This is a genomic window from Streptomyces sp. NBC_01092, from assembly GCF_045039535.1.
Lineage (GTDB): Bacteria > Actinomycetota > Actinomycetes > Streptomycetales > Streptomycetaceae > Streptomyces.
The window spans coordinates 4,403,593-4,426,698 of record NZ_CP108659.1 but is presented as its reverse complement, the minus strand read 5'-3'; the positions used below and the strand labels follow the sequence as shown (position 1 = coordinate 4,426,698).

18 protein-coding genes are annotated in these 23,106 nt (G+C 72.0%); 12 read left to right on the top strand and 6 right to left on the bottom strand.

Going from position 1 to position 23,106, the window contains the following annotated elements:
- Positions 1 to 97: 97 nt before the first annotated feature.
- Complete coding sequence (locus tag OG254_RS19825; RefSeq protein WP_405583522.1) at positions 98 to 1,570, top strand: N-acetylmuramoyl-L-alanine amidase; 1,473 nt, start codon at positions 98 to 100, stop codon at positions 1,568 to 1,570.
- Positions 1,571 to 1,760: 190 nt separating this feature from the next.
- Positions 1,761 to 2,843 (top strand): sugar phosphate nucleotidyltransferase, encoded by a 1,083-nt coding sequence (locus OG254_RS19820; RefSeq protein WP_405583520.1) that lies wholly within the window; start codon positions 1,761 to 1,763, stop codon positions 2,841 to 2,843.
- 232 nt (positions 2,844 to 3,075) lie between these two features.
- On the opposite strand, the gene OG254_RS19815 is transcribed toward OG254_RS19820, so the two are convergent.
- The 4 genes from OG254_RS19815 to OG254_RS19800 form a co-directional block, all read right to left on the bottom strand.
- A complete protein-coding gene (locus tag OG254_RS19815) occupies positions 3,076 to 4,077 on the bottom strand; it encodes a DNA-3-methyladenine glycosylase family protein (protein WP_405583518.1) in 1,002 nt (333 codons plus the stop codon).
- 160 nt (positions 4,078 to 4,237) lie between these two features.
- The gene (locus tag OG254_RS19810; protein ID WP_405595087.1) at positions 4,238 to 5,560 is read right to left on the bottom strand and encodes a coenzyme F420-0:L-glutamate ligase; all 1,323 of its coding nucleotides are present in this window, start codon (positions 5,558 to 5,560) and stop codon (positions 4,238 to 4,240) included.
- Between the two features lie 11 nt (positions 5,561 to 5,571).
- Complete coding sequence (cofD, locus tag OG254_RS19805) at positions 5,572 to 6,531, bottom strand: 2-phospho-L-lactate transferase (RefSeq protein WP_405583516.1); 960 nt, start codon at positions 6,529 to 6,531, stop codon at positions 5,572 to 5,574.
- A gap of 91 nt (positions 6,532 to 6,622) precedes the next feature.
- The gene (locus OG254_RS19800) at positions 6,623 to 7,120 is read right to left on the bottom strand and encodes a cysteine dioxygenase (RefSeq protein WP_405583514.1); all 498 of its coding nucleotides are present in this window, start codon (positions 7,118 to 7,120) and stop codon (positions 6,623 to 6,625) included.
- A 718-nt stretch (positions 7,121 to 7,838) separates the two neighbouring features.
- Between OG254_RS19800 and OG254_RS19795 the strand changes: the two genes are divergently transcribed.
- From OG254_RS19795 to OG254_RS19785, 3 genes are all read left to right on the top strand, one after another.
- Positions 7,839 to 8,102, top strand: a complete 264-nt coding sequence (locus OG254_RS19795; protein ID WP_003975777.1) for a WhiB family transcriptional regulator — start codon at positions 7,839 to 7,841, stop codon at positions 8,100 to 8,102.
- A 205-nt stretch (positions 8,103 to 8,307) separates the two neighbouring features.
- Positions 8,308 to 11,979: a glycosyltransferase family 2 protein gene (locus OG254_RS19790; protein ID WP_405583512.1), complete on the top strand. Its 3,672-nt coding sequence runs from the start codon at positions 8,308 to 8,310 to the stop codon at positions 11,977 to 11,979.
- Positions 11,976 to 13,502: a DUF5719 family protein gene (locus OG254_RS19785; RefSeq protein WP_405583510.1), complete on the top strand. Its 1,527-nt coding sequence runs from the start codon at positions 11,976 to 11,978 to the stop codon at positions 13,500 to 13,502. Before OG254_RS19790 ends, OG254_RS19785 begins: the two co-directional genes overlap by 4 nt.
- A 36-nt stretch (positions 13,503 to 13,538) precedes the next feature.
- Here the strand turns inward: OG254_RS19785 and OG254_RS19780 are convergent, their stop codons facing one another.
- Entirely contained in the window at positions 13,539 to 13,982 is a 444-nt protein-coding gene (locus OG254_RS19780; protein WP_093746253.1) for a metallopeptidase family protein, read from the bottom strand.
- Between the two features lie 342 nt (positions 13,983 to 14,324).
- Between OG254_RS19780 and OG254_RS19775 the strand changes: the two genes are divergently transcribed.
- From OG254_RS19775 to OG254_RS19745, 7 genes are all read left to right on the top strand, one after another.
- On the top strand, positions 14,325 to 14,702 hold the full coding sequence (locus tag OG254_RS19775) for a DUF3499 domain-containing protein (RefSeq protein WP_256333189.1): 378 nt from the start codon (positions 14,325 to 14,327) through the stop codon (positions 14,700 to 14,702).
- A 170-nt stretch (positions 14,703 to 14,872) separates the two neighbouring features.
- Positions 14,873 to 16,489 carry an L-lactate permease gene (locus OG254_RS19770; protein ID WP_405595084.1) on the top strand — a complete coding sequence of 539 codons (1,617 nt, stop codon included), beginning with the start codon at positions 14,873 to 14,875 and terminating at the stop codon, positions 16,487 to 16,489.
- 113 nt (positions 16,490 to 16,602) lie between these two features.
- On the top strand, positions 16,603 to 17,967 hold the full coding sequence (locus OG254_RS19765; RefSeq protein WP_405583508.1) for a phosphomannomutase/phosphoglucomutase: 1,365 nt from the start codon (positions 16,603 to 16,605) through the stop codon (positions 17,965 to 17,967).
- 441 nt (positions 17,968 to 18,408) lie between these two features.
- Complete coding sequence (locus OG254_RS19760) at positions 18,409 to 18,579, top strand: Trm112 family protein (protein ID WP_351201417.1); 171 nt, start codon at positions 18,409 to 18,411, stop codon at positions 18,577 to 18,579.
- A gap of 121 nt (positions 18,580 to 18,700) precedes the next feature.
- The gene (locus tag OG254_RS19755; RefSeq protein WP_405583505.1) at positions 18,701 to 19,828 is read left to right on the top strand and encodes an SIS domain-containing protein; all 1,128 of its coding nucleotides are present in this window, start codon (positions 18,701 to 18,703) and stop codon (positions 19,826 to 19,828) included.
- Positions 19,829 to 19,946: 118 nt separating this feature from the next.
- Positions 19,947 to 21,098, top strand: coding sequence for a mannose-6-phosphate isomerase, class I (manA, locus tag OG254_RS19750; protein ID WP_405583503.1), 1,152 nt, complete (start codon positions 19,947 to 19,949; stop codon positions 21,096 to 21,098).
- A 171-nt stretch (positions 21,099 to 21,269) separates the two neighbouring features.
- Positions 21,270 to 22,253 (top strand): cation diffusion facilitator family transporter, encoded by a 984-nt coding sequence (locus OG254_RS19745; RefSeq protein WP_405583501.1) that lies wholly within the window; start codon positions 21,270 to 21,272, stop codon positions 22,251 to 22,253.
- 161 nt (positions 22,254 to 22,414) lie between these two features.
- Here the strand turns inward: OG254_RS19745 and lepB are convergent, their stop codons facing one another.
- The gene (gene lepB, locus OG254_RS19740) at positions 22,415 to 23,080 is read right to left on the bottom strand and encodes a signal peptidase I (RefSeq protein ID WP_405583499.1); all 666 of its coding nucleotides are present in this window, start codon (positions 23,078 to 23,080) and stop codon (positions 22,415 to 22,417) included.
- Between the last annotated feature and the right edge of the window lie 26 nt (positions 23,081 to 23,106).

Sequence of the window (23,106 nt, the reverse complement as noted above, 5' to 3'; positions counted from 1 at the left end):
GGTCGTCCGGCCGCCACCGGTTCGGCGGAGCCGCGGGCCGACGCGCCGTCAGTTCCCCAATGGACAGCTTTGTATGACTATGTCCAACATCAGGAGCATGCGTGGATTCCTTGCTTCCTCGATCGGTGTCACGTGCGCGGCCGCTCTCGCCCTACCGCTCACCCCACCCGCCGCCGCCGCGTCCGCGCGCCCGGCGCTCGGAGCGGAAACCGCCAGGAGTGCGGAGGCGGTGGCCGTCGGATCGGCGGTGCGGCGTGCGGACGCCGGGGCCTACGTCCCCGGCAGCACCCAGTCACTGCCCCTAGTCCCCCTCACCCGTGACCGTGCCGTCGGCGACCCCGATGAACAGGGCCTGCCCCGACGGGACGTACGTCACTTCTCCCTGGTCGGCGTCATCTGGGACGACCCGGCCATCGAACTCCACGGCCGCGTCCAGGTCCGCACCCGCGCGGTCGCGACCGGCACCTGGTCCGGCTGGCAGGACGTGGAGACGCACAACGCCGAGCACGCGGCCGACCCGGGCACCGCCGAAAGCGGCTCCGGCGTACGCGGCTCCACCGCGCCCCTGTGGGTCGGGGAGTCGGACGGCGTCCAGGTGCGCGTCACCCCCGAGTCCGCCGAGCCCAGGCCCGAGGAGGGTCCCGAGGGCGGTGACGACTCGGCGGTCGACCCCGCGGCCGTCACGGCGCTGCCGGCCGGCCTGCACCTCGAACTCGTCGACCCCGGCGGCCCGGCCCCGGCGCAGGGCGAGCCGGGCCCCGCGCTGGGTGAGCCCGGCCCGCGCCCCGGCTCACTGAACCCCGACACGGTCGGCGCCGCCGACTCCCTCGCCGCCTCCGCCGCCAACGCCGAACTCGCGCCCCTGGGCGCCGCCGAGATCCCCGCGCTGGGGCGCGCCGAGACCGAGCGGGAGCTGCTGGCGCTGCGCGGCAACGAATTGACGCAGGAGCAGCGGGCGAAGCCCTACATCGGGCCGCGGCCGCGCATCGTCACCCGGCGCGGCTGGGGAGCCAACGAGAAGTGGCGGGAGCGGCAGTTCGCCTACACGAAGAAGGTGAAGGTGGCCTGGGTGCACCACACCGCCTCCGGCGGCAAGTACTGGTGCACCCAGACTCCCTCGCTCATTCGCGGTATCTACCGCTACCACGTCCTGAGCATGGGCTGGCGCGACATCGGCTACAACTTCCTCGTCGACAAGTGCGGAAACATCTACGAGGGGCGCGCCGGGGGCGTGGCGAAGGCGGTCCTCGGCGCACACACCCGCGGTTTCAACACCAACAGCATGGGGATCGCCGTCCTCGGCAGCTTCGGCTCCAGCAAGCCGACCGCGGCCTCGGTGAAGGCCATCGCCCGGCTCACCGCCTGGAAGCTGGGGCTCTACGGCGCCAATCCGCGCGGAAAGACATACCTGACGTCCGGCGGTGGCAATCTGTACCGAAAGGGAAAGAACGTACGACTGAATGCGATCTCCGGCCACCGGGACGGCTTCTCCACGGAGTGCCCCGGCCGGCTGCTCTATCTCAAGCTCGGCTCGGCCCGCGCCTCGGCGGCCCGCTTCCAGGGGCGCTGAGGCCGGGGGCTTCACGGGGGATGTGGGGATGTACCGGGCGGGCGCGGGGGGCGCATTCACCGCCGTCGGGGGAGGAAGGCGGGATGCGTCGTCATACCGCACTGCCGTCGAGGGCGCCGCACAACGGTCTGCATAAACTGGCCGGCCGAAAGACAGTTCGGCCGGTCCCGGCAGGAAGCAGAGACGACAGGTGACAGAAGCGATCCTCCTGGTCGGCGGCAAGGGCACTCGGTTGCGTCCGCTCACCGTGCACACGCCGAAGCCCATGGTCCGCGCGGCCGGGGTGCCGTTCCTCACGCACCAGTTGGCGAGAGCGAGAGCGGCGGGCGTCGACCACATCGTCCTGGCCACGTCCTATCTGGCCGAGGTGTTCGAGCCGTACTTCGGCGACGGCTCCGCGCTGGGCCTGCGTCTGGAGTACGTGACGGAGGAGGAACCCCTCGGCACGGGCGGCGCGATCCGCAACGTGGCGTCCCGGCTCCACTCCGGCCCTGACGACCCGGTCCTGATCTTCAACGGCGACATCCTGACGGGACTGGACATCCGGGCCCTGGTGCGGACGCACGAGACGACGGGAGCGGACGTCTCCCTCCACCTCACCAAGGTGACGGACCCGAGGGCGTACGGCCTGGTCCCCACGGACGACACGGGCCGGGTGACCGCCTTCCTGGAGAAGCCGCAGACCCCCGAGGAGATCGTCACCGACCAGATCAATGCGGGGGCGTACGTCTTCCGCCGCTCCGTCATCGACACGATCCCGTCGGGCCGCCCGGTCTCGGTCGAACGCGAGACGTTCCCGGACCTCCTCTCGGCAGGCGCCCACCTCCAGGGCATGGTCGACTCGACGTACTGGCTCGACCTCGGCACACCGGCGGCCTTCGTCCGCGGCTCGGCGGACCTGGTCCTGGGCCGGGCCCCGTCCCCCGCGGTCCCCGGCCGCTGCGGCGACCGCCTCATCCTTCCCACGGCCAGGGTGGCCCCCGACGCCAAGCTGACGGGCGGCACGGTGGTGGGCGAGGGCGCGTTCGTGGCCGAGGGCGCGCGCGTCTTCGGCAGCACGATCCTCCCGGGCGCCGTCATCGAGCCCGGCGCCATCATCACCGACTCCCTCATCGGCACCCGCGCCCGCGTGGGCGAACGCTCCATCCTCACGGACACGGTCATCGGTGACGGCGCGGTCATCGGCGCCGACAACGAACTGAGAGACGGCGCAAGGGTGTGGTGCGACGCCCGCATACCAGCAGGCGCCCTGAGATTCTCCCCGGACCAGTAACGGGGCCGGCCGAACCCCACCCGCCCACTGGTCCGGGCAATGTCAGCCGGTCCGGCGTTCGAGGACAAGGCCTGGCCGTCCCGAGCCCCCACCCACCCGTGGGGGCGTCATCTCTCAGCGCCGGCCGCCATCCTTCAGCCCGTGGGGGTCCCCCCTGCTCGAGCGAAGCCGAGAGCTTGGGGGAGGGACGGGTAGGGGCGGCGGGGGCGAGAAACCCGGCGGCAACAGACCGTCACAACAGCCCGATGTCCCCCCGAGGCATCCGCGGCGCCCGCCGCCCCGGAACCCGCCCACTCAACAAGATCAACCGAGCCGCCCGATGCCGCTGCCCCGCATACGGCTCCAACAACTCCAACATCACGGAGTCATCCGCATCCCGATCCCCGGCCAACGCAAACCCCACAATCCCCGGCAGATGCAGATCCCCCACAGTCACCGCATCCGCCGCCCCATGACTGCGCTGCACAACCTCCGCAGACGTCCACGGCCCGATCCCCGCCACGACCTCCAACCGCCCCTGCGCCTGAGCCGGAGGCATCCGCACCGCCTCCTCCATCCGCGAAGCAACCCGCACAGCCCGCAAAATCGTCGACGCCCGCTTGTTGTCGACCCCGGCCCGATGCCACTCCCAGGACGGAATCAGCGCCCAGGTCCGCGCATCCGGCATCACACACATCCGCCCGGGCGCAGGCCCCGGCGCCGGCTCCCCGTACTTCCGCACCAGCAACCGCCACGCCCGATACGCCTCATCGGTCGTGACCTTCTGCTCCAGAACCGACGGAATCAACGACTCCATCACCAGCCCGGTCCGCGTCAGCCTGAGCCCCGGCCGCCGATGCCGTGCCATCGCCACCACCCGGTGCCGCGGCACGAAGACGGCCGGATCGTCGGCGGCCCCGAGCAACTCGGGCAACTGCTCCAGCAGCCACTCGGCCCCCGGCCCCCACGCCTCACCCCGCACCTCGGCCCCGCGCACGACGACCCGCAGCGTCCCGGCCCCGGCAGGCGTGCGGCAGGCCCGCCACACGGACCCGTCCGGCATGGCCCGGAACGTCGGATCCCCAGGCCCGCGCCGCAAGGGCCCCAGCACCAGCCCGAGATCGAGCGGCCAGTCCGGCACCCAGGTACGCATGCGCGCTGGAGCCGGGGCCTGACGCGGTATCCCCGCGGGCACCCCGACATGCCCACCGCGCACGGTCGTACGCGTGGGTCGCGGGTCGAAACGTCCTGCCACGGATGAGGTCCTAGGGGTACGGGAGGTCCTACGAGCGTAAGCGCCGGAAAGCGCCTACGAGTGCCGGTACCGAAAGCGCCCTACGAACGTATGGCCCCCATGGCCGGCATCAGCCCACCACCCACATCAGCCCACCACCCACATCAGCCCACCGCCCACATCAGCGCACCTCAACGAACGCCCCCGCATCCCGCTCGGCCCGCGCCCGAGGCTCCTCCCCCGGATGCCCGACCGCCACCGCCCCCATCGGATCCCAGTCCTCCGGCAGCCCGAGCACCTCGCGCACCACATCCCGGCAGAACATCGTCGACGACACCCACGCCGAGCCCAGCCGCTCCCCGGCCAGCGCGACCAGGAAGTTCTGCACCCCGGCCCCGGTGGCGACGACGAACATCTCCCGCTCGGCCCCGTCCCGCCGCGCGTCGCCGTAGGTGTGCGACCCGTCCATGACCAGGCACGGCACCACCAGATACGGCGCATTGCGCAGCACGTCCCCGCGCCGCACCCGCTTGGCGATGGACTCCTCGCTCTTGCCGTCCCGCCGCAGATCGGCGATCCAGGCGTCCCGCATCGCGTCGAGCAGCCGCGTCCGCGACTCCTGCGACTCCAGCAGCACGAACCGCCACGGAGTGGTGTGGTGCGGCGCCGGCGCGGTGACCGCCGCAGCGACCGCTCTTCGTACGGCCTCGGGGTCGACGGGCTCGTCCGTGAACGCCCGTACCGTACGGCGCTGGGTCACCGCCTCTCGTACCGCCTCCGACGTCCCCAGCCGGAACATGTCGTCCCGCGCGGAGCGCACCAGGGCCCGCGCCCCCTCCCCGTGGTCCTCGGCCACCGTGTGCGCCAGCCCGCGCACGACGGCGACGGGCAGGCCCTCGGCCTTGCCCTTGACCAGGTCACCGGCGGCGGCGAGTTCGTCCGCGGTCGCCACGACGGTCGCGCTGAGCGGATTGCCGTGCGCGTCCGCGCCGCCGCGCAGATCGTCCAGTACGCGGATGCCGGCCGCGCCGATCGCGACGTCGGTGAGCCCGGCGCGCCAGGGACGCCCGAACGTGTCCGTCACCACGACACCCACCCGGACACCGAGGGCGTCCCGCAGCCCGTCCCGGATCGCCCGCGCGGACGCGTCCGGATCCTCGGGCAGCAACAGCACGGTCCCGGCGGGAGTGTTGGAGGCGTCGACCCCGGCGGCGGCCATGACCAGGCCCTGCCGGTTCTCGACGATGCGCAGGGGGCCGCGGCGCGCCACGACCCGTACCGTCTCCGCGTCGATCGCGGACTCCCGGTCGCCCGCCTCCACGATCCGGCCCTCGGCCTTGGACACGATCTTCGAGGTGACGAGCAGCACGTCCCCGTCGACGAGACCGGGCTCGGCGGCCGCGATCAGCTTGGCCAGATCGTCGCCCTGCGCGACCTCGGGGATGCCGGGGACGGCCCACACCCGGAAGCCGGGCGCGCCGTCGGCCGCGGGCGCCCCGCTCAGCTCCTCGCCGCTCAAACCGCCCGCACCTCCTCCGCCAGCGTCAGCGCCTCACGGGCCATCTGCGCCGTGGCGTCGAGGTCGGTCATCATCAGCGGTACGGCCCGGCAGCGGATCCCGGCCGACTCGACCCGCTCCACGGAGCCCGCGTCCACGGTGTCGACGAGCCAGCCGTCGAGGAGCCCGGAGCCGTAGTGCTCGGCGACTGCCGCGGCCGTCGACTCCACACCCACCGCCGCGAGCACCTTGTCGGCCATCCCGCGCACGGGCGCGTCCCCGACGATCGGGGAGAGGCCGACGACCGGCACGCCCGCGTCGGCGATCGCCTCGCGGATGCCGGGCACGGCGAGGATCGTGCCGACCGAGACGACCGGGTTGGACGGCGGGAAGAGGATGACGTCGGCCTGCGCGAGGGCCTCCAGGACCCCGGGCGCGGGCTTGGCCTGCTCGGCCCCGACCGGCACGATCGCCTCCGCCGGCACCGAGGCCCGCAGCCGTACCCAGTACTCCTGGAAGTGGACGGCCTTGCGCTCGCCCTCCACCTCGACCGCGACATGCGTCTCGACGCGGTCGTCGGTCATGGGGATGAGACGGACTCCTGGCTTCCACCGGTCGCACAGGGCCTCGGTCACCGCGCTCAGCGGATATCCGGCGCCGATCATCTGCGTCCGCACGATGTGCGTGGCGAAGTCCCGGTCGCCGAGCCCGAACCACTCGGGGCCCACGCCGTAGGCCGCGAGCTCCTCCTTGAGGTGGAAGGTCTCGTCGGCCCGGCCCCAGCCCTGTTCCTCGTTGATACCGCCGCCGAGCGTGTACATCACCGTGTCGAGGTCCGGGCAGACCTTCAGCCCGAAGAGGTGGATGTCGTCCCCGGTGTTGCCGATGACCGTGATGTCCGCGTCCGGCACGGCCCGCTTCAGACCACGCAGGAACCGGGCACCACCGATGCCGCCTGCCAGAACCACAATGCGCATTCAAACAGTGTGTCAGCCGCCAGGCTGACTCGTTGAGGGGTGGTGGTCGGGTGACGGGAGGGCAAGTCTTGCAGGCGGGTACGACAACGCGTCAGGCAGTCACCGGACGCGCCTCGCACGCCGGGGTGGTCGTGTGCATCGGCATCTCGGTCAGGCCCGGGTAGTACACGTGCAGGCTCACCGCCGGCTCCAGCGCGTCGTTGACGACCTCGTGGGTGTACCCCGGCGCGAACACCCGCTGCGCTCCGGCCGCCAACGCGCGCGTGCCGCGCTCCGTGCGCTCGGTCAGCGCGCCGTCCAGGACGGTCAGGACGCCGGAGGAGTCGCCGTGGTCGTGCAGGCCGCTGCCCTGCCCGGGGACCCAGGACAGCAGCCACACCTCGTAGCCCGGGCCGGTGCGCAGCCGGTGGTACCAGCGCGTGGTGGCGTCGTACCGGACGAGGTGCTCCCACTGCGAGCGGTCGGCGGCGATGGAGCGGGCAAGGCCGACGAACTCGGCGACGGTGGCCGGGTGCTCGCGCGGCGGCTGGAGGAGGTGCGGGACTTCGAGGATGTCTCCCGCGATCTGGAGGTCGCTGTCGCTGTTCATGAGGTGCGTGGGTTCCTTGGCGGAAGAAGTGGGGGGTGGCTGGGTGTCGGTTGCCGTCCGCCCGGATCGCGGGGGACGCAGCGGCCCTGGTCGGGGCGTGGGAACAAGCAGCCGAGTCGCGGTGGACTCAGAGGCAGCCGGAGCGGTCGGGGAGGCTCAACAGCTGGAACAGCAACAACAGCTACAGCGAGCGCGGGCAGCACCGTGGGACCCGGCGGTGCGGGTCGAGGTGAGTACCGAGTTCGCGAGCATGCCCACAAGGACATCGGTTCGCCCCTTCGGTGTCAACTCGGCGCCCGCCCTGTGGGACAGGTTTCACCTCATCCGGTGCATCTCCGTGGCGAAAGGTTTGTTCATGGGGCGGTCGGGACACATGGCGCACAACCGGGCGCACGAGCGTCGTTGTGATCCTGTGATCCGACTGTGATCCGGTTCGCTTCTGCGTGTGTGTGCAACGAGATCGAACTTCTGGGCGTCCTTTTCCGTACAGGCTCTGCGGAGAGGCGTACGCCCTCCGGGGTCTTGTCTGCCTGTCAAGGTTTATGCCGATTTGAACACTTTCCGCTAGGCCTTGGTTCCGCAGAGTGAATAAGGGGCTCAATAGCAGATCTCGGCTTGACTCGCCCGGAGCAGCACACTTGTAATTTCACTCGTGTCGTTCAGCCGGAATCGGTAACGGCCGCATCACGGGGACGCGAAAGACAGACGAGGGGCGCACATGACCGAGCTGGTGCAGCAACTGCTGGTCGACGACGCGGACGAGGAACTCGGCTGGCAGGAGCGCGCGCTGTGCGCCCAGACCGACCCCGAGTCCTTCTTCCCCGAGAAGGGCGGCTCCACCCGCGAGGCCAAGAAGGTCTGCCTCGCCTGTGAGGTCCGCTCCGAGTGCCTCGAATACGCCCTCGCCAACGACGAGCGCTTCGGCATCTGGGGCGGTCTGTCCGAGCGGGAGCGCCGCCGGCTGAAGAAGGCGGCCGTCTGACGGCAGCGCGGGCCCTGCCTCGGCCGCATCCGCACATATATACGTCTCGAACAGGTCTCGAACGGCCCGTCGCAGGTGGGTTATCCACAGGCGGCGGGCCGCCGTGATGCCCAGCCGATAGTGTGGTCGCTCGTCCGAGACGCCCCGCTGTCCCCCAGGGACACAGGCGTCCACCGCAGTCCATCGAACCGGGGCCCGTACCTCGATGTCCGTGCACAGCCACACGGCAGCCCATCACGACGCCGCTGCCACACCTGAGTTCCCGCGTCATGTGGTGACGGCGGTGCTCGTCTCCCACGACGGCGCCCGCTGGCTGCCCGACGTGCTCGCCGGGCTGCTCGGCCAGGAGCGCCCCGTCCAGTTCGCCGTCGCGGCCGACACCGGCAGCGCGGACCCGTCCGCGCAGCTGGTCACCGACGCCCTCGGCGCCGACCGAGTGCTGCACCTCGCCAGGCGCACCGGATTCGGCCAGGCCGTCGAGGAGGCCCACCGCACCGCGCCCCACCTCACCCCGGACGAGCTGCCGTATCTGAAACGGCCCAGCGGCTGGGACCCGGTCACGCGCAGCTGGCGCGACGACGCCTACGACATGCCCGAACTGCCGCACGGGGAACCGGTCCAGTGGCTGTGGCTGCTGCATGACGACTGCGCCCCCGAACCCGACGCCCTGGCCCAGCTGCTGCGCGTCGTGGAGAACGAACACGAGCTGGGGCGCGACGACGTCGCCGTCGTCGGCCCGAAGCTGCGCGGCTGGTACGACCGCCGCCAGCTCCTCGAGGTCGGCGTCACCATCGCCAACTCCGGCCGCCGCTGGACCGGCCTGGACCGCCGCGAACAGGACCAGGGCCAGCACGACCACGTGCGCCCCGTGCTGTCCGTCTCCACCGCCGGCATGCTCGTCCGGCGCGACGTCTTCGAGGAGCTCGGCGGCTTCGACCGGCGACTGCCCCTCATGCGCGACGACGTCGACCTGTGCTGGCGTGCCACGGCCGCCGGGCACCGCGTCCTCGTCGCCCCGGAGGCGGTCGTACGACACGCCGAGGCGTCCTCCCGTGAGCGCCGCACCGTCGACTGCGTGGGCCGCACCGCCGCCTCACCGCACAAGGTCGACAAGGCGGGCGCCGTCTACACCCTGCTCGTCAACACGCGTACGGCCGTGCTGCCCTGGGTGCTCCTGCGCCTGGTGTTCGGCACGGTCCTGCGCACCCTCGCCTACCTCGTCGGCAAGGTCCCCGGACAGGCCCTCGACGAGATCCGCGGCCTCATGGGCACCCTCCTGCGCCCCGAGCGGATCATCGCCGGACGGCGCAGGCGCGGGAGTCCCGTCATCGACAAGGGCGAGCTGCGGGCCCTGTTCCCGCCGCCCGGCGCGACCGTGCGGGCCACCGTCGAGCAGGTCGCGAGCAACCTCACCGGCAGCTCCGACCCCGAAGTGGCCTCCGGAGCGGGACGGCACGGCAGCGCGGTCGAGTCCGGACCCGGCGGCGACGACGCCGACTTCCTGGAGATAGAACAGTTCGCACGCCTCAAGCGCATCGCCCGCAAGCCGGGCCCGGTGCTCTTCCTGGTGCTGCTGTTCGTCTCGCTGATCGCCTGCCGCCAACTCCTCGGCAGCGGTGCCCTCGCGGGCGGCGCCCTGCTGCCCGCCCCGGCCGAATCCGGCGAGCTGTGGTCCCGTTACCTCGACGCCTGGCATCCGGTGGGCGCCGGCGGCACCCCGTCCGCGCCGCCGTACCTCGCGCTCGTGGCGATGCTCGCCTCCGCCCTGCTGGGCTCGACCGGATTCGCGGTCACCCTGCTGCTGGTCTGCTCGGTGCCGCTGGCCGGATTCACCGCCTACTTCGCCTCCCGCCCGCTCGTCGAGTCGCGGCTGCTGCGCGCGTGGGCGGCCGTCGTCTACGCCTTCCTGCCCGCCGCCACCGGCGCCCTCGCCGGCGGCCGCATCGGCACCGCCGTACTCGCCGTCCTGCTGCCGCTGATCGCCCGCGCGGGCATCGCGGCCAGCGGCCTGGCGAGCAGCTCCGGCGCGCGCGGCAGCTGGCGCGCGACCTGGGCGTACGCACTGCTGCTGACGATCGCCACGGCCTTCACGCCGATCGTGTGGCCGATCGCGCTGCTCCTCGGCATCGGACTGCTGGCGGTGCGGCGCACCGAGATCACCGCGTACGGACTGCGCTTCCTGGCCCAGTTCGGCGTGCCTCTGCTGGTGCTCGCGCCCTGGTCGCTGTCGCTGCTTCCGTTCGGTTTCTTCCGCGAGGCCGGTCTGGAGTACGGCTCCTCGGCCGCCTCCGCCCTGGACCTCCTCGGCGCCAGCCCCGGCGGGCCCGGCACCGTCAGCGGGCTGATGCTCATCGGCGTCGTGCTGGCCGCGCTGGCCGCCCTGCTGCGCTCCGAGCGCCAGTTGGGCATCCGGACGGCCTGGGCGGTCGCCCTGCTGGGCTTCGTCTTCGCGGTCCTGTCCAACAGCTCCACCTGGGCCGGTCCTGCGACCCTCGTCTACGGCATCGCCCTCCTGGCCGCCGCGCTGCTCGGCGCCGACGGGGCACGCTCGCGCGTGGCCGAGCAGAGCTTCGGCTGGCGTCAGCCGGTCGCCGCGCTGATCGCCTTCACCGCGGCGGCGGGCCCGCTGCTCGTCGCCGCCGGCTGGATGATCGGCGGCGCCGACGGGCCGCTGGAGCGGCGTGATCCCGTGCAGGTCCCCGCGTTCGTCGCCGAGGAGAGCGGCACCCGCGACCAGGCCCGCACCCTCGTCCTCGACAGCGACTCCTCGGCCCACGTCGGCTACATGCTGGTGCGCGGCTCCGGCGCCCGCCTCGGCGACGCCGAACTCGCCGTGGCCGACGGGGAGAACGCCAAGCTCGACAAGATCGTCGCCAACCTCGTCGCCGGATCCGGCGCGGACCAGGCGGACCAGTTGGGCGCGTTCGCGGTGCGCTACGTCCTCGTCCACAAGGGGGCGCCGCGCGACGTCACGCGCGTGCTGGACGCCACGCCGGGGCTGTCCCGGCTGAGCGAGCAGAACGGCAGCGCGCTGTGGCGGATCGACCGGCAGGTGTCCCGGGCGGCCATCGTCGCGGGTGCCGGATCGGGGGCGGCCGGTGCCGGTGAGCCCGCGCCGGTCGCCGCCGGGCCCGTCGAGATCCACACCACGATTCCGGCCGGCGCCGACGGGCGGGTCCTGCGTCTCGCCGACAGCACCGACGACGGGTGGACGGCCACCCTGGACGGCAAGGAGCTCACCCCGACCACGGTCGACGGTTGGGCCCAGGGCTTCGAACTGCCCGTCGAGGGCGGCAGGCTGGACGTCACCTACGACGACCCGATCGGCCACACCGCCTGGCTGTGGGCCCAGGGCTTCCTCGCCCTCGTGCTCGTCGTGATGGCGCTGCCCGGACGCAGTCGTGACATCGACGACGACCTGCCCGAGGAGGCGCCCGTCCCGGCCGAGGCCATGGCGGGCGAGGGACGCCGGGCCCGCCGGCTGCGCGCCCAGGCCGAGGCCGAAGAGGGCGGCCAGGGCGAGGAGTTCCCGCCCCCTCCGACTCAGGAGCCGTCCACGGCGATTCCGCAGCAGACCCCTTACGGAGAGTGGGACACACCCCACTACGCGAGCGCCGAGTACGGCAACTACGGCGGCGAGCAGTACCAGGCCGGCCAGCAGCAGTATCCGGCCGGCGACGGCTATGACCAGGCGTATCAGGCGGATCCGTATCAGGGCGGCCAGTACGACCCGTACGCGTACGGCGGTCAGTCGCAGGGCGGGACGTACGACCCCTCGTACGACCAGACCTACCAGCAGGGCTACGACGCCGCATACGACCCGGCGCAGCAACAGCAGCAGCACGGCAGCGAGCGTTCCGACGGGAGCCAGCAGTGAACCGCACCACCCTGTCCCTGATCGCCGGCGTCGGCGCCCTGGCCGCCGTCACCGGGCTCGCGGCGCTGACGTCGCCGGACGTGTCGGGCGCGAACACCGCGAAGGCGGCTGCCGAGCTGCCGGTGGAGCGCACGAGCCTGGTGTGTCCGGCGCCGAGCACCTCGGACCTCGCGGAGACGACGTACACCTCGTTCACGCCGGTTACCAAGGGGACGGCGAGCGGTGGGAAGGCCGCACTGCTGTCCGCGGGGGAGGGGTCGGGACCCGCGGCCGACGGCAAGGGCGGCAAGGACGAGAAGACGGACAAGGGCGGCAAGCCCGCGGAGGCCGACAAGCCCGTCCTGGCGGCCAAGGAGCCGGGGACGCCGGTGAGCGAGGACGCCTCCGGGGCCGACTCACCGGCGCTCGTCGGGACCGCCGACGGGAAGTTCGCGCCCGGCTGGACCGTGCAGCAGACCACGCAGGTCGCGGCGGGCACGGGGCGTGGGCTCCAGGGCGTCAACTGCACCGCGCCGGACACGGAGTTCTGGTTTCCGGGGGCCAGCACGGCTCCCGACCGCACGGACTACGTGCATCTGACGAACCCCGACGACTCCGCCGCCGTCGTCGACATCGAGCTCCATGGCAAGGACGGCGCCCTGGAGACCACGGTGGGGGAGGGGATCACGGTTCAGCCGCACTCCGGCGAGCCGATACTCCTGTCCACGCTCACCAGCGAGAAGCAGGACAACGTGACCGTGCACGTGACTGTGCGCAGCGGTCGCGTGGGCGCCTCGGTGCAGGCCCTGGACGACAAGCTCGGCGGTGACTGGCTGGCGGCGTCGACCGATCCCTCGGGGAGCCTGGTGCTGCCCGGCATTCCCAAGGACGCCACGGCGGTGCGGCTGGTCGCGTTCGCGCCGGGGGAGGCGGACGCGGATCTGAAGGTGCGGCTCGCTGCGCCGTCCGGGTCGATCACGCCTGCCGGGAATGAGACGTTGCACGTCAAGGGCGGGATGACCAGCGCGGTGGACCTCGGTGACGTGATGCGCGGGGAGGCGGGGTCGCTCGTGCTGACCCCCACCGATCACTCCGTGCCGGTGGTCGCGGCGCTGCGCGTGATGCGTGGCAAGGGGGCCAAGCAGGAGACGGCGTTCATCCCGGCCAGCCGGGCCGTCGGTACGCGCGCGACGGTGGTCGACAACCGCGAGAAGGGCACGACGCTGTCCGTGACGGCGCCGTTCGGTACGGCGAAGGTCAAGGTGACCGCGTCGGCGGGCAGCGAGGGCGGTACGGCCGCGTCGAAGACGTACACGGTCAAGAGCGGTACCACCCAGGAGGTGGAGATCCCGGTGCCGAGCGGCCTGAAGGGCACGTACGCGCTGACGGTCGAGACGGTGTCGGGCGGGCCGGTGTACGCGTCGCGCACGCTGGCGGTGACGGAGGACGGGGTGTCCGGCTTCACCGTGCAGGCGCTGCCGGACGACCGGGGCATGGTGGCCGTGCCCCAGGCGGATGAGGATCTGTCGGTGCTGCAGAAGTAGCACCCGGCCCCGCCGGGCGGCGACTGCCGACGGTCGTCAGTCCTCGCCGTAGCGGGGATCCACCGTCTCCGGCGTGAGGCCCAGCAGCTCGGCGACCTGTTCCACGACCACCTCGTGGACCAGGGCCGCTCGCTCGTCCCGGCCCTTGGTGCGGATCTCCACCGGGCGCCGGTAGATGACGACGCGTGCGGGGCGTCCCTCGCGGGCGGGGATCGTGCCGCCCAGGGGGACCGCCTCGTCGTTCCAGGTGCGGCCGTCCAGGCGGGGGACCTCCAGGACCAGGAAATCGATGTCGGTCAGCTGGGGCCAGCGGCGCTCCAGACGTTCCACCGAGTCCTGGACCAGGTCGGCGAAGACGTCGGCGCGGCTGGCGGCGAGCGGGACCTGGGGTGGTGCGATAGGGCCGCGCATGCCCCGTCCGTGTCGATCACGTCGGCGGGGCCCGGGGCCTGCGGCACGGGGCGGTACAGGGGTGTCCATCACTGATGAAGCGTAGTCCTCGCCGCCGGTGCGTGTCCGATCGCGGCGGGTGGTGGGAGCGGTGTCCCCTCACCCGTACGGCATGTCGGCAGATGACCATTCCAGCCAAGCTTGGGCTCGATTCCGCTTCTCTCCGAGACCGTCGAAGTCGAGGTAATTGTTAGGTTTTGTGGCGAGTGGTGACCGGTTCTGCAAGTCACCGGTATCTCGCAACGCGGCTTTTATGCAGGTCAGAAGGCTGGGACGGGAGGGGTGCGTGGGGCGCTCCACGGCACGACACGGTGGGGTGACCTGGGGGAGAGTCGTCGCGGCCCGCTCAAGAGTGCGGTACCGTCCAACGTCGTGAGCCCTGTACGTCGCTGTTCGCGCACCGCTTGCGGCCGTCCCGCCGTTGCGACGCTGACGTACGTCTACGCCGACTCGACCGCGGTCCTCGGCCCGCTCGCCACCTACGCCGAACCCCACTGCTACGACCTGTGCGCCGAGCACTCCGAGCGCCTCACCGCCCCTCGCGGGTGGGAGGTCGTGCGCCTGCTGGACAGTTCCGCTCCGGCCCGCCCGAGCGGGGACGACCTGGAAGCGCTTGCCAACGCGGTGCGTGAGGCGGCCCGTCCGCAGGAGCGGGCGGCGCAGGCCGGCGGGGGCGGCGGCCGTGGGGCCGACCCAATGGAGGTCGCGCGGCGCGGCCACCTCAGGGTGCTCCGTTCGCCCGACAACTGACGATTGATTCCTCTTCGCCTCCCCGCCCTTCTTGGTTTTGCCCCCTTGTCCTGACGCCTCGTTTCGTTGAGTGATGCACGGGCATTGACGGGCCGTTGTCGCGGACACGACCATTCCGTATGCCGGAACGAGAAATCGCTTTCCGTATGACGGAATCCGGGGAGGCGCCCGTGTACGTCCAGGAACTGGAGCCCGTAGCAGGCTCACTGGGACTGTCCGCCCTGGTGGCGGCCCTGCCGCTGGTGATCGTGCTCGTCCTGCTCGGCGGGGTCCGGATGAAGGCCCATCTCGCCGGGCTCACAGGGCTGCTGGCGGCCGTCCTGGTCGCCTGGCTCGCGTACGGCATGCCGCTCGGGCAGACGCTCTCCAGCGGCGCCCAGGGAGCCGTCTTCGGGCTCTTTCCCATCCTGTGGATCGTCGTCAACGCCCTGTGGGTGTACCGGATGACCGTCCGGACGCGGCACTTCGACATCCTTCGGCGGTCGTTCGGGCGGCTGTCGGACGACCCGCGCATCCAGGCACTCGTCGTCGCCTTCTGCTTCGGGGCCCTGCTGGAGGCCCTCGCCGGCTTCGGGGCGCCCGTCGCGATCTGCTCGGTCATGCTGGTGGCGCTCGGGTTCGAGCCGGTGCGCGCGGCGGTGGTCGCGCTGGTCGCCAACACGGCGCCCGTCGCCTTCGGTGCGATGGGGACGCCCGTGGTGACCCTGGCCCAGGTCACCGGGCTGCCGCTGGACGACGTCGCCTCCGTGGTCGGGCGTCAGACGCCCCTGCTGGCGCTCGTCGTGCCGCTCGTGCTGGTCGGGCTCGTCGACGGGCGGCGCGGGCTGCGGGAGACCTGGGTGCCCGCCGTGGTGTGCGGCCTCGCCTTCGCCGTCGCCCAGTTCGCCGCCTCGAACTACGTCTCCGCCCAACTCGCCGACATCGGGGCCGCCTTGGCCGGCGCGGGCGCCCTGGTCGCCGTGCCGCACGCGCGCGTGCCCGCCACCGAGGCGGTACGCGCGTCCGTGCTGACCGGGTCGCGCAGCGAGGAGCTGGACGAGGACGATCCGCGCGGGGAGGTCGTGCGGGCCTACGCGCCGTACGCGCTGATCGTCGTGATCTTCTCCATCGCCCAGATCCCCGTGGTCAAGGACTGGCTGGCCGACGCGACCCAGACCTACGACTGGCCCTTCCTGAACGTCGTGAACCCGGACGGCGAAGCGGTCAGCGGCAATGTCTTCAGCTGGCCGATCGTGTCCACCGGCGGCACGCTCGTGCTGCTCGCCGGGGTGTGCACGGCCGTCGTTCTGGGGGTGCACGCGCGCGTGGCCGTCCGGGAGTGGGCCGCCACCGTGCACGAGTTGAGGTTCGCCATCCTGACCGTGACGTCCGTGCTGGCGCTCGCGTACGTCATGAACCTGTCCGGGCAGGCCGCCACCATCGGCTACTTCGTGGCGGCGGCCGGGGCCGGGCTCGCGTTCCTCTCGCCGGTCCTGGGCTGGTTCGGGGTGGCGGTGTCCGGGTCGGACACCTCGGCCAACGCTCTGTTCGGGGCGTTGCAGGTGACGGCGGCGCGGGAGTCGGGACTGTCGCCGGAACTCCTGGCCGCCGCCAACAGTTCAGGAGGTGTGCTCGGCAAGATGATCTCGCCGCAGAACCTCACCATCGCGTGCGCGGCCGTGGGTCTCGCGGGCAAGGAAGGGGACCTGCTGCGGCGGGTGCTGCCGTGGAGCCTCGGACTGCTGCTGGTGATGTGCCTGATCGTGGTCGGACAGAGTTCGCCGGTCCTCGGCTGGATGCTGCCCTGACGTCCGCGCTGACCTGAGGTTACGGCTCGGGGTCCACTCACCGGGCACCCGCCGCAGTGTCAGTGCGGGCGGGTAGTTTGGGGTGACCGACAGGACTTTCAGAAGGGTTGGCCGTGGCTGCTGATCTGTCACAGCTCGTGAAGGCGTATGACGTGCGCGGGGTCGTCCCGGACCAGTGGGACGAGTCACTGGCCGAGCTCTTCGGCGCAGCCTTCGTCCAGGTGACGGGCGCGAGCGCGATCGTGATCGGTCACGACATGCGCCCCTCGTCGCCCGGCCTGTCCCGCGCGTTCGCACGCGGAGCGGTGGCCCGGGGTGTCGACGTCACCGAGATCGGCCTGTGCTCCACGGACCAGCTCTACTACGCCTCGGGCGCCCTGAACCTGCCGGGCGCGATGTTCACGGCCTCGCACAACCCGGCCCAGTACAACGGCATCAAGCTGTGCCGTGCGGGCGCCGCCCCGGTCGGCCAGGACACCGGCCTCGCCGAGATCCGCGAACTGGTCGAGGGCTGGACCGAGTCGGGCGCCCCGGAGACGACCGCGACGCCGGGCACGATCACCCAGCGGGACACGTTGGAGGACTACGCGGCCTACCTTCGCTCCCTGGTCGACCTGACCGCGATCCGCCCCCTCAAGGTCGTTGTCGACGCGGGTAACGGCATGGGTGGCCACACCGTGCCGACCGTGTTCGAGGGCCTCCCGCTGGACGTGGTCCCGATGTACTTCGAGCTCGACGGCACGTTCCCGAACCACGAGGCGAACCCGCTGGACCCGGCGAACCTCGTCGACCTCCAGAAGCGGGTCCGCGACGAGTCGGCCGACCTGGGCCTCGCCTTCGACGGCGACGCCGACCGCTGCTTCGTCGTCGACGAGCGCGGCGAGCCCGTGTCCCCGTCCGCCGTCACCGCCCTGGTGGCCTCGCGCGAACTCGCCAGACACGGCGGCAAGGGCACGATCATCCACAACCTGATCACGTCCTGGTCGGTCCCCGAGGTCGTCGAGGAGCACGGCGGCACCCCGGTCCGCACCCGCGTCGGCCACTCCTTCATCAAGGCCGAGATGGCGAAGTCCGGCGCGATCTTCGGCGGCGAGCACTCCGCCCACTACTACTTCAAGGACTTCTGGAACGCCGACACGGGCATGCTGGCCGCCCTCCACGTCCTGGCCGCCCTCGGCGGCCAGGAGGGCCCCCTGTCCGACCTGGTCGCCCAGTACGACCGCTACGCCGGCTCCGGCGAGATCAACTCCACGGTCGCCGACCAGCAAGACCGCCTCGCCGCGATCAGGGCCGCGTACGAGGGCCGCGAGGGCGTGGAACTGGACGAGCTGGACGGCCTGACGGTAACGACAGCCGACTGGTGGTTCAACGTCCGCCCCTCCAACACGGAGCCCCTCCTCCGCCTGAACGCGGAGGCGCGGGACGAGGGGACGATGACGAAGGTACGGGACGAGGCATTGGCGATCATCAGGGGTTGAGCGGCGTAGGCGGTGCATCTTGACGCCGGCGGCATCTCTCGGCCGGTCCGGCGTCCGAGGCCGAGGCCACGCCATCCCCAGCCCCCACCCGCCCACAGGGGCGTCATCCTTCAACGCCGGTCCGGGCAATGTCAGCCCGTCCGGCGTTCGAGGACAAGGCCCTTTCAGGGCCGAAGCGGGGGCCTGGGGGCGGCAGCCCCCAGATGCCGGCAAGATACCGGCCGGGGTCGAAGGGGCAGAGCCCCTGGATGGGGGTCCCCCCTGCTCGAGCGAAGCCGAGAGCTTGGGGGAGGGACGGGTAGGGGCGGCGGGGGCGAGAAACCCGGCGGCAACCACACAGCCCCGCCCAACCCCGACACCCCGCCCCCACCGGCGGTACGCTGACCAGGCACATCCGCACACCCGCACGCACCACCCACCCCGCCCCAGAAGGGACCCGCCATGCCGCTGGAAGCCGGCCTCCTGGAGATCCTCGCCTGCCCGGCCTGCCACGCCTCTCTCAAGGAGCAGGACGCAGAGCTGATCTGCACAGGCCAGGACTGCGGCCTGGCATACCCGGTCCGCGACGGCATCCCCGTCCTGCTCGTGGACGAGGCCCGCCGCCCCGCGTAACCGGGCCCACGGCCACGGGGCCAAAGAGCACGACGACCTGACTCCGTACAGACGCCGCCCCGGCACAACGCCCCGCCACACCAGCGCCCAAACCCGCCCCGGCGATCGGAGGCTGTCGCCCATGCTCGACGAATCGCTGCTCGACACGCCGGAGGCACTCGCCGAGGCCGACCGCCGTGCCCTGCTGCGCGGCGCGGCCGAAGCCGGCGCCCGCGTCCGCACCGCCGCCCGGCACGCCGCCGAGGCCGGCGTCCACGACCTGAAGCCGGACGGCCGCCCCCGAGCCATCCTCATCGCGGGCCCCGGCGCCGCCGCCACCTGCGTCGCCGACCTCCTCGGCACTCTCGCCGGCGCCACCAGCCCGGTCACCCGACTGGCCCCGGCCGGCGTCGCCCCCGCCGCGGGCGCCCTGCGCTGGGAGCTGCCCGGCTGGGCCAGCTCCGTGGACCTGCTGCTGATCACCACCCCCGACGGCACCGAGCCCGGCCTGGCCCTGCTCGCCGAGCAGGCGTACCGCCGCGGCTGCACGGTCGTCGCCGTGGCCCCCGCCGCCACCCCGCTCACCGAGGCGATGCACGGCAACCACGGCCTCTTCGTACCGATGGCGACCGCCCCGTACGACGAGGACGAGGCCCTCGCCGCCTCCGCCCCCGGCGTCCTGTGGGCGCTGCTCACCCCGCTCCTGGCGCTCCTCGACCGCACCGGCATGCTCACCGCCCCGCCCGACGCGGTCGAGAAGATCGCCGACCGCCTCGACCACATCGCCGAGCGCTGCGGCCCCGCCATCGCGACGTACAGCAACCCCGCCAAGACCCTCGCCACCGAACTCGCCGACTCGCTCCCCCTGATCTGGACCGAGGGCGTCTCCGCGGGCCCGGCCGGCCGCCGTTTCGCCGCCGCGCTCGCCGAGCTCTCCGGCCGCCCCGCCCTGGTTGCCGAACTGCCCGAGGCGCTCGCCTCGTACCACGCCCTGCTCGCCGGCCGGCTCGCGGGGAGCGCGGACCCCGACGACTTCTTCCGCGACCGCGTGGAGGAGACACCGGCCCTGCACGCGCGCGTGGTCCTGCTGCGCGACCGTCCGATCGGCGGCCTCACCGCCGCGCCCGCCGCTCGCGAGCTGGCTCTCAGCCACGACACGCCGATCAGCGAACTGGAGCCGGAGGCCGGCGGCGAGCTGGAGGCCCTCGCGGAACTGATCGCCATCACGGATTTCGCCGCCGTTTACCTGGCGCTCGCTTCGGGAGCCTGATCTGTCTCAGGGCGCCCTGACAGCCGTACGCCGCAGCAACCGGCAGGCATATACAAGGCGAACAGGCGTCCTGCACGAAGAGAACCCGCCTACCCGAAGAGAGCAGGCAGACAGCCGCATGGACCGCCTCGACAACACCATCCGCCCCTACGCCTGGGGTTCCACCACCGCGATCGCGAAGCTCCTCGGCGTCGAGCCGACCGGCGAACCGCAGGCGGAGATGTGGATGGGCGCGCACCCGGGCGCACCCTCGCGCACCGAACGCGGCACGCTCGTCGAGGCGATCGAGGCCGACCCGGAGCGCGAGCTGGGCGCTGCGGCCGTGGCGAAGTTCGGCCCCCGCCTGCCTTTCCTCCTCAAGATCCTTGCCGCCGGCGCCCCCCTCTCCCTCCAGGTGCACCCCAACCTGGAGCAGGCGAAGGAGGGTTACGAGGACGAGGAGCGCCGCGGCATCCCGGTGGACGCGGGCCACCGCAACTACAAGGACGCCAACCACAAGCCCGAACTGATCTGCGCGCTCACCGAGTTCGACGGCCTGTGCGGCTTCCGCGACCCCATCGAGGCCGCCGACGCGCTGGACGGCCTCGGCGTCGACTCCCTCAAGCCGTACGTCGACCTGCTGCACGCCCACCCCGAGGAAGCGGCCCTGCGCGAGGTGCTCACCGCGATCCTCAGCGCCGACCGCGAAGAGATGGCCCGCACGGTCGCCGAGGCCGCGGCCGCCTGCGCCCGCCTCGGGGGCGAGTACGCCCCGTACGCCGACATCGCCCACCACTTCCCGGGCGACCCCGGCGTCATCGCCGCCATGCTCCTCAACCACGTCCGCCTGCAGCCCGGCGAGGCCCTTTACCTCGGGGCCGGCATCCCGCACGCCTACATCAGCGGCCTCGGCGTCGAGATCATGGCCAACTCCGACAACGTCCTGCGCTGCGGCCTGACCCCCAAGCACGTCGACGTCCCCGAACTCCTGCGCGTCGTCCGCTTCGAGGCGGGTGACCCGGGCGTGCTGCGCCCCGAGGCGTCCCCGGACGGCGAAGAGGTCTACGAGACGCCGATCGACGAGTTCCGCCTGTCCCGCTACGTCCTCCCGGAGGGCACCGTCGCGCACGACCTCACGCGCGCGACCCCGCAGATCCTGCTCTGCACGGCGGGTGCCGTCCGTGTCGGGGAGCACGAGCTGACGCCCGGTCAGTCCGTCTTCGTGCCGGCGGGCGAAAAGGCCGAAGTGTCCGGAGCCGGTACGGTCTTCCGGGCCACGGTCGTCGCCTGACCGAGGGCATCTCACGACCCGGCGCACCATTGTCGGACCGGGCTGCAACAATGGCCCACCGGGCAAAGGACGGGCAAAGCCGAGCGGGGCCGCGCGCTCCCTCGGCGACGCCCTGGACGGCGTACGGACGCATGGGCGTACGAAGACGAAGGCGAAGGGACAACGCGACACATGAGCGCGTCAGGCGGTACCAAGGCGATCGTGGCGGCACTCGCCGCCAACCTCGCGATCGCGGCAGCGAAGTTCGTTGCGTTCGCGTTCAGCGGCTCGTCGTCGATGCTCGCCGAGGGCGTGCACTCGCTCGCCGACTCCGGCAACCAGGCCCTGCTGCTGGTCGGCGGCAAGAAGGCCAAGCGCGAGGCGACCCCGCAGCACCCCTTCGGCTACGGCCGCGAGCGCTACATCTACGCCTTCCTCGTCTCGATCATCCTGTTCTCGGTCGGCGGCATGTTCGCCCTCTACGAGGGCTACGAGAAGATCAAGCACCCGCACGAGATCGAGCACTGGTACTGGCCGGTCGGCGTCCTCGTCTTCGCGATCATCGCCGAGACCTTCTCCTTCCGGACGGCCATCAAGGAGTCCAACGTCCTGCGGGGCAAGAAGTCCTGGAAGGAGTTCGTCCGCCACGCCAAGGCCCCCGAGCTGCCTGTCGTCCTCCTCGAGGACCTCGGCGCGCTCGTCGGTCTGGTCCTCGCCCTCGGCGGCGTCGGCCTGGCCCTGCTCACCGGCGACGGCGTCTGGGACGGCATCGGCACCATCTGCATCGGCGTCCTGCTCGTCCTGATCGCGGTGGTCCTGGCCATCGAAACCAAGTCGCTGCTGCTCGGCGAGGCCGCGGGCGCCGAGGACGAAGAGAAGATCGAGGCCGCCATCGTCGATGGCGACGTGGTCACCCGCATCATCCACATGCGCACGCTCCACCTCGGCCCCGAGGAGCTCCTGGTCGCCGCCAAGATCGCCGTCCCGCAGGGCGACACGGGCGCCGAGATCGCCTCCGCCATCAACGCCGCCGAGGCCCGCATCCGCGAGGCCGTCCCGATCGCCCGCGTCATCTACCTGGAGCCCGACATCTACAGCGAGACCGAGGCCGCCAAGGGCGCCGACCGCGAGGCGACACCCGGGGGACCGGCACAGCACGGCGACGCCGAGCACTGACGTTCCGTACGACTGCTCGCCGTAGGGCATTTGTCCGTACGGCGATCGGGCCCGCCGAGTCGATCGGCGGGCCCCATCGTGTATCTCGACGTATCCCTCGTACCCCCCCGTACCCCCGTATCCCTTGGACCGGGACCGTCACCACCGCTGAACCGGGATCGTCACCACCGCTCCGGCCACAACGCAACCTGCGCCGCCGGCCGCCGCCGAATGTTGCGTGCCGCGACCCCGAGGCCGAGGCCGGCGAGCGCGAGAAGGAGCCCGAGCAGGGTGGCCGCCGCAAGCAGCAGCGGCATCACATGGCTGTCGGTCACCCGGCCGATGACCGCGCCGGCGGGCACCGTCCCGCCGTGGTCCTCGGTGAAGAAACGGGAGTCGCGCGAGTTCTGACGGTGGTCGCCGAGCAGGAACAGCCGCCCCTCGGGCACCGTCACTTCGTACGGGCGGTGCATCCCGTCGGCGATGCCGTCCTTCACGTACGGCTCGCTGAGCGGCTTCCCGTTGACGGTGATCCGCTCCCGCGCGGTGTCCATACCTTCGCAGCAGACGACGCGGTCGCCGCCGACGCCGATGACGCGCTGCATGACGGCAGGTTCGCCGTAGCGCTCCGGCGCCGTGTACAGCACCAGGTCGCCCCGCTTCACCTCGTCGCCGACGCGCTCGGCGACGATCCGGTCGCCGATGTCGTACGTGGGCCGCATGCTCTCGCTCGACACGCTGGACAGCACATAGCCCGTCCGCAGCCACAGCACGGACGCAATCACGAGCGCCAGCCCCAACGGACCCACTACCCACGCCGAGACCGCGAGTCTTCGCGCCTGCCCCATCAGCACTCCCTCCCCAGGCGGAACCT

What these genes read in the sequence shown, in the direction of transcription:
- OG254_RS19825 (WP_405583522.1), top strand. Translation starts at nt 98, where the DNA reads ATGCGTGGATTCCTTGCTTCCTCGATCGGTGTCACGTGCGCGGCCGCT.
- cofD (WP_405583516.1), bottom strand. Translation starts at nt 6,531, where the DNA reads ATGCGCATTGTGGTTCTGGCAGGCGGCATCGGTGGTGCCCGGTTCCTG.
- OG254_RS19800 (WP_405583514.1), bottom strand. Translation starts at nt 7,120, where the DNA reads ATGAACAGCGACAGCGACCTCCAGATCGCGGGAGACATCCTCGAAGTC.
- OG254_RS19795 (WP_003975777.1), top strand. Translation starts at nt 7,839, where the DNA reads ATGACCGAGCTGGTGCAGCAACTGCTGGTCGACGACGCGGACGAGGAA.
- OG254_RS19790 (WP_405583512.1), top strand. Translation starts at nt 8,308, where the DNA reads ATGTCCGTGCACAGCCACACGGCAGCCCATCACGACGCCGCTGCCACA.
- OG254_RS19780 (WP_093746253.1), bottom strand. Translation starts at nt 13,982, where the DNA reads ATGGACACCCCTGTACCGCCCCGTGCCGCAGGCCCCGGGCCCCGCCGA.
- OG254_RS19760 (WP_351201417.1), top strand. Translation starts at nt 18,409, where the DNA reads ATGCCGCTGGAAGCCGGCCTCCTGGAGATCCTCGCCTGCCCGGCCTGC.
- OG254_RS19755 (WP_405583505.1), top strand. Translation starts at nt 18,701, where the DNA reads ATGCTCGACGAATCGCTGCTCGACACGCCGGAGGCACTCGCCGAGGCC.
- manA (WP_405583503.1), top strand. Translation starts at nt 19,947, where the DNA reads ATGGACCGCCTCGACAACACCATCCGCCCCTACGCCTGGGGTTCCACC.
- OG254_RS19745 (WP_405583501.1), top strand. Translation starts at nt 21,270, where the DNA reads ATGAGCGCGTCAGGCGGTACCAAGGCGATCGTGGCGGCACTCGCCGCC.
- lepB (WP_405583499.1), bottom strand. Translation starts at nt 23,080, where the DNA reads ATGGGGCAGGCGCGAAGACTCGCGGTCTCGGCGTGGGTAGTGGGTCCG.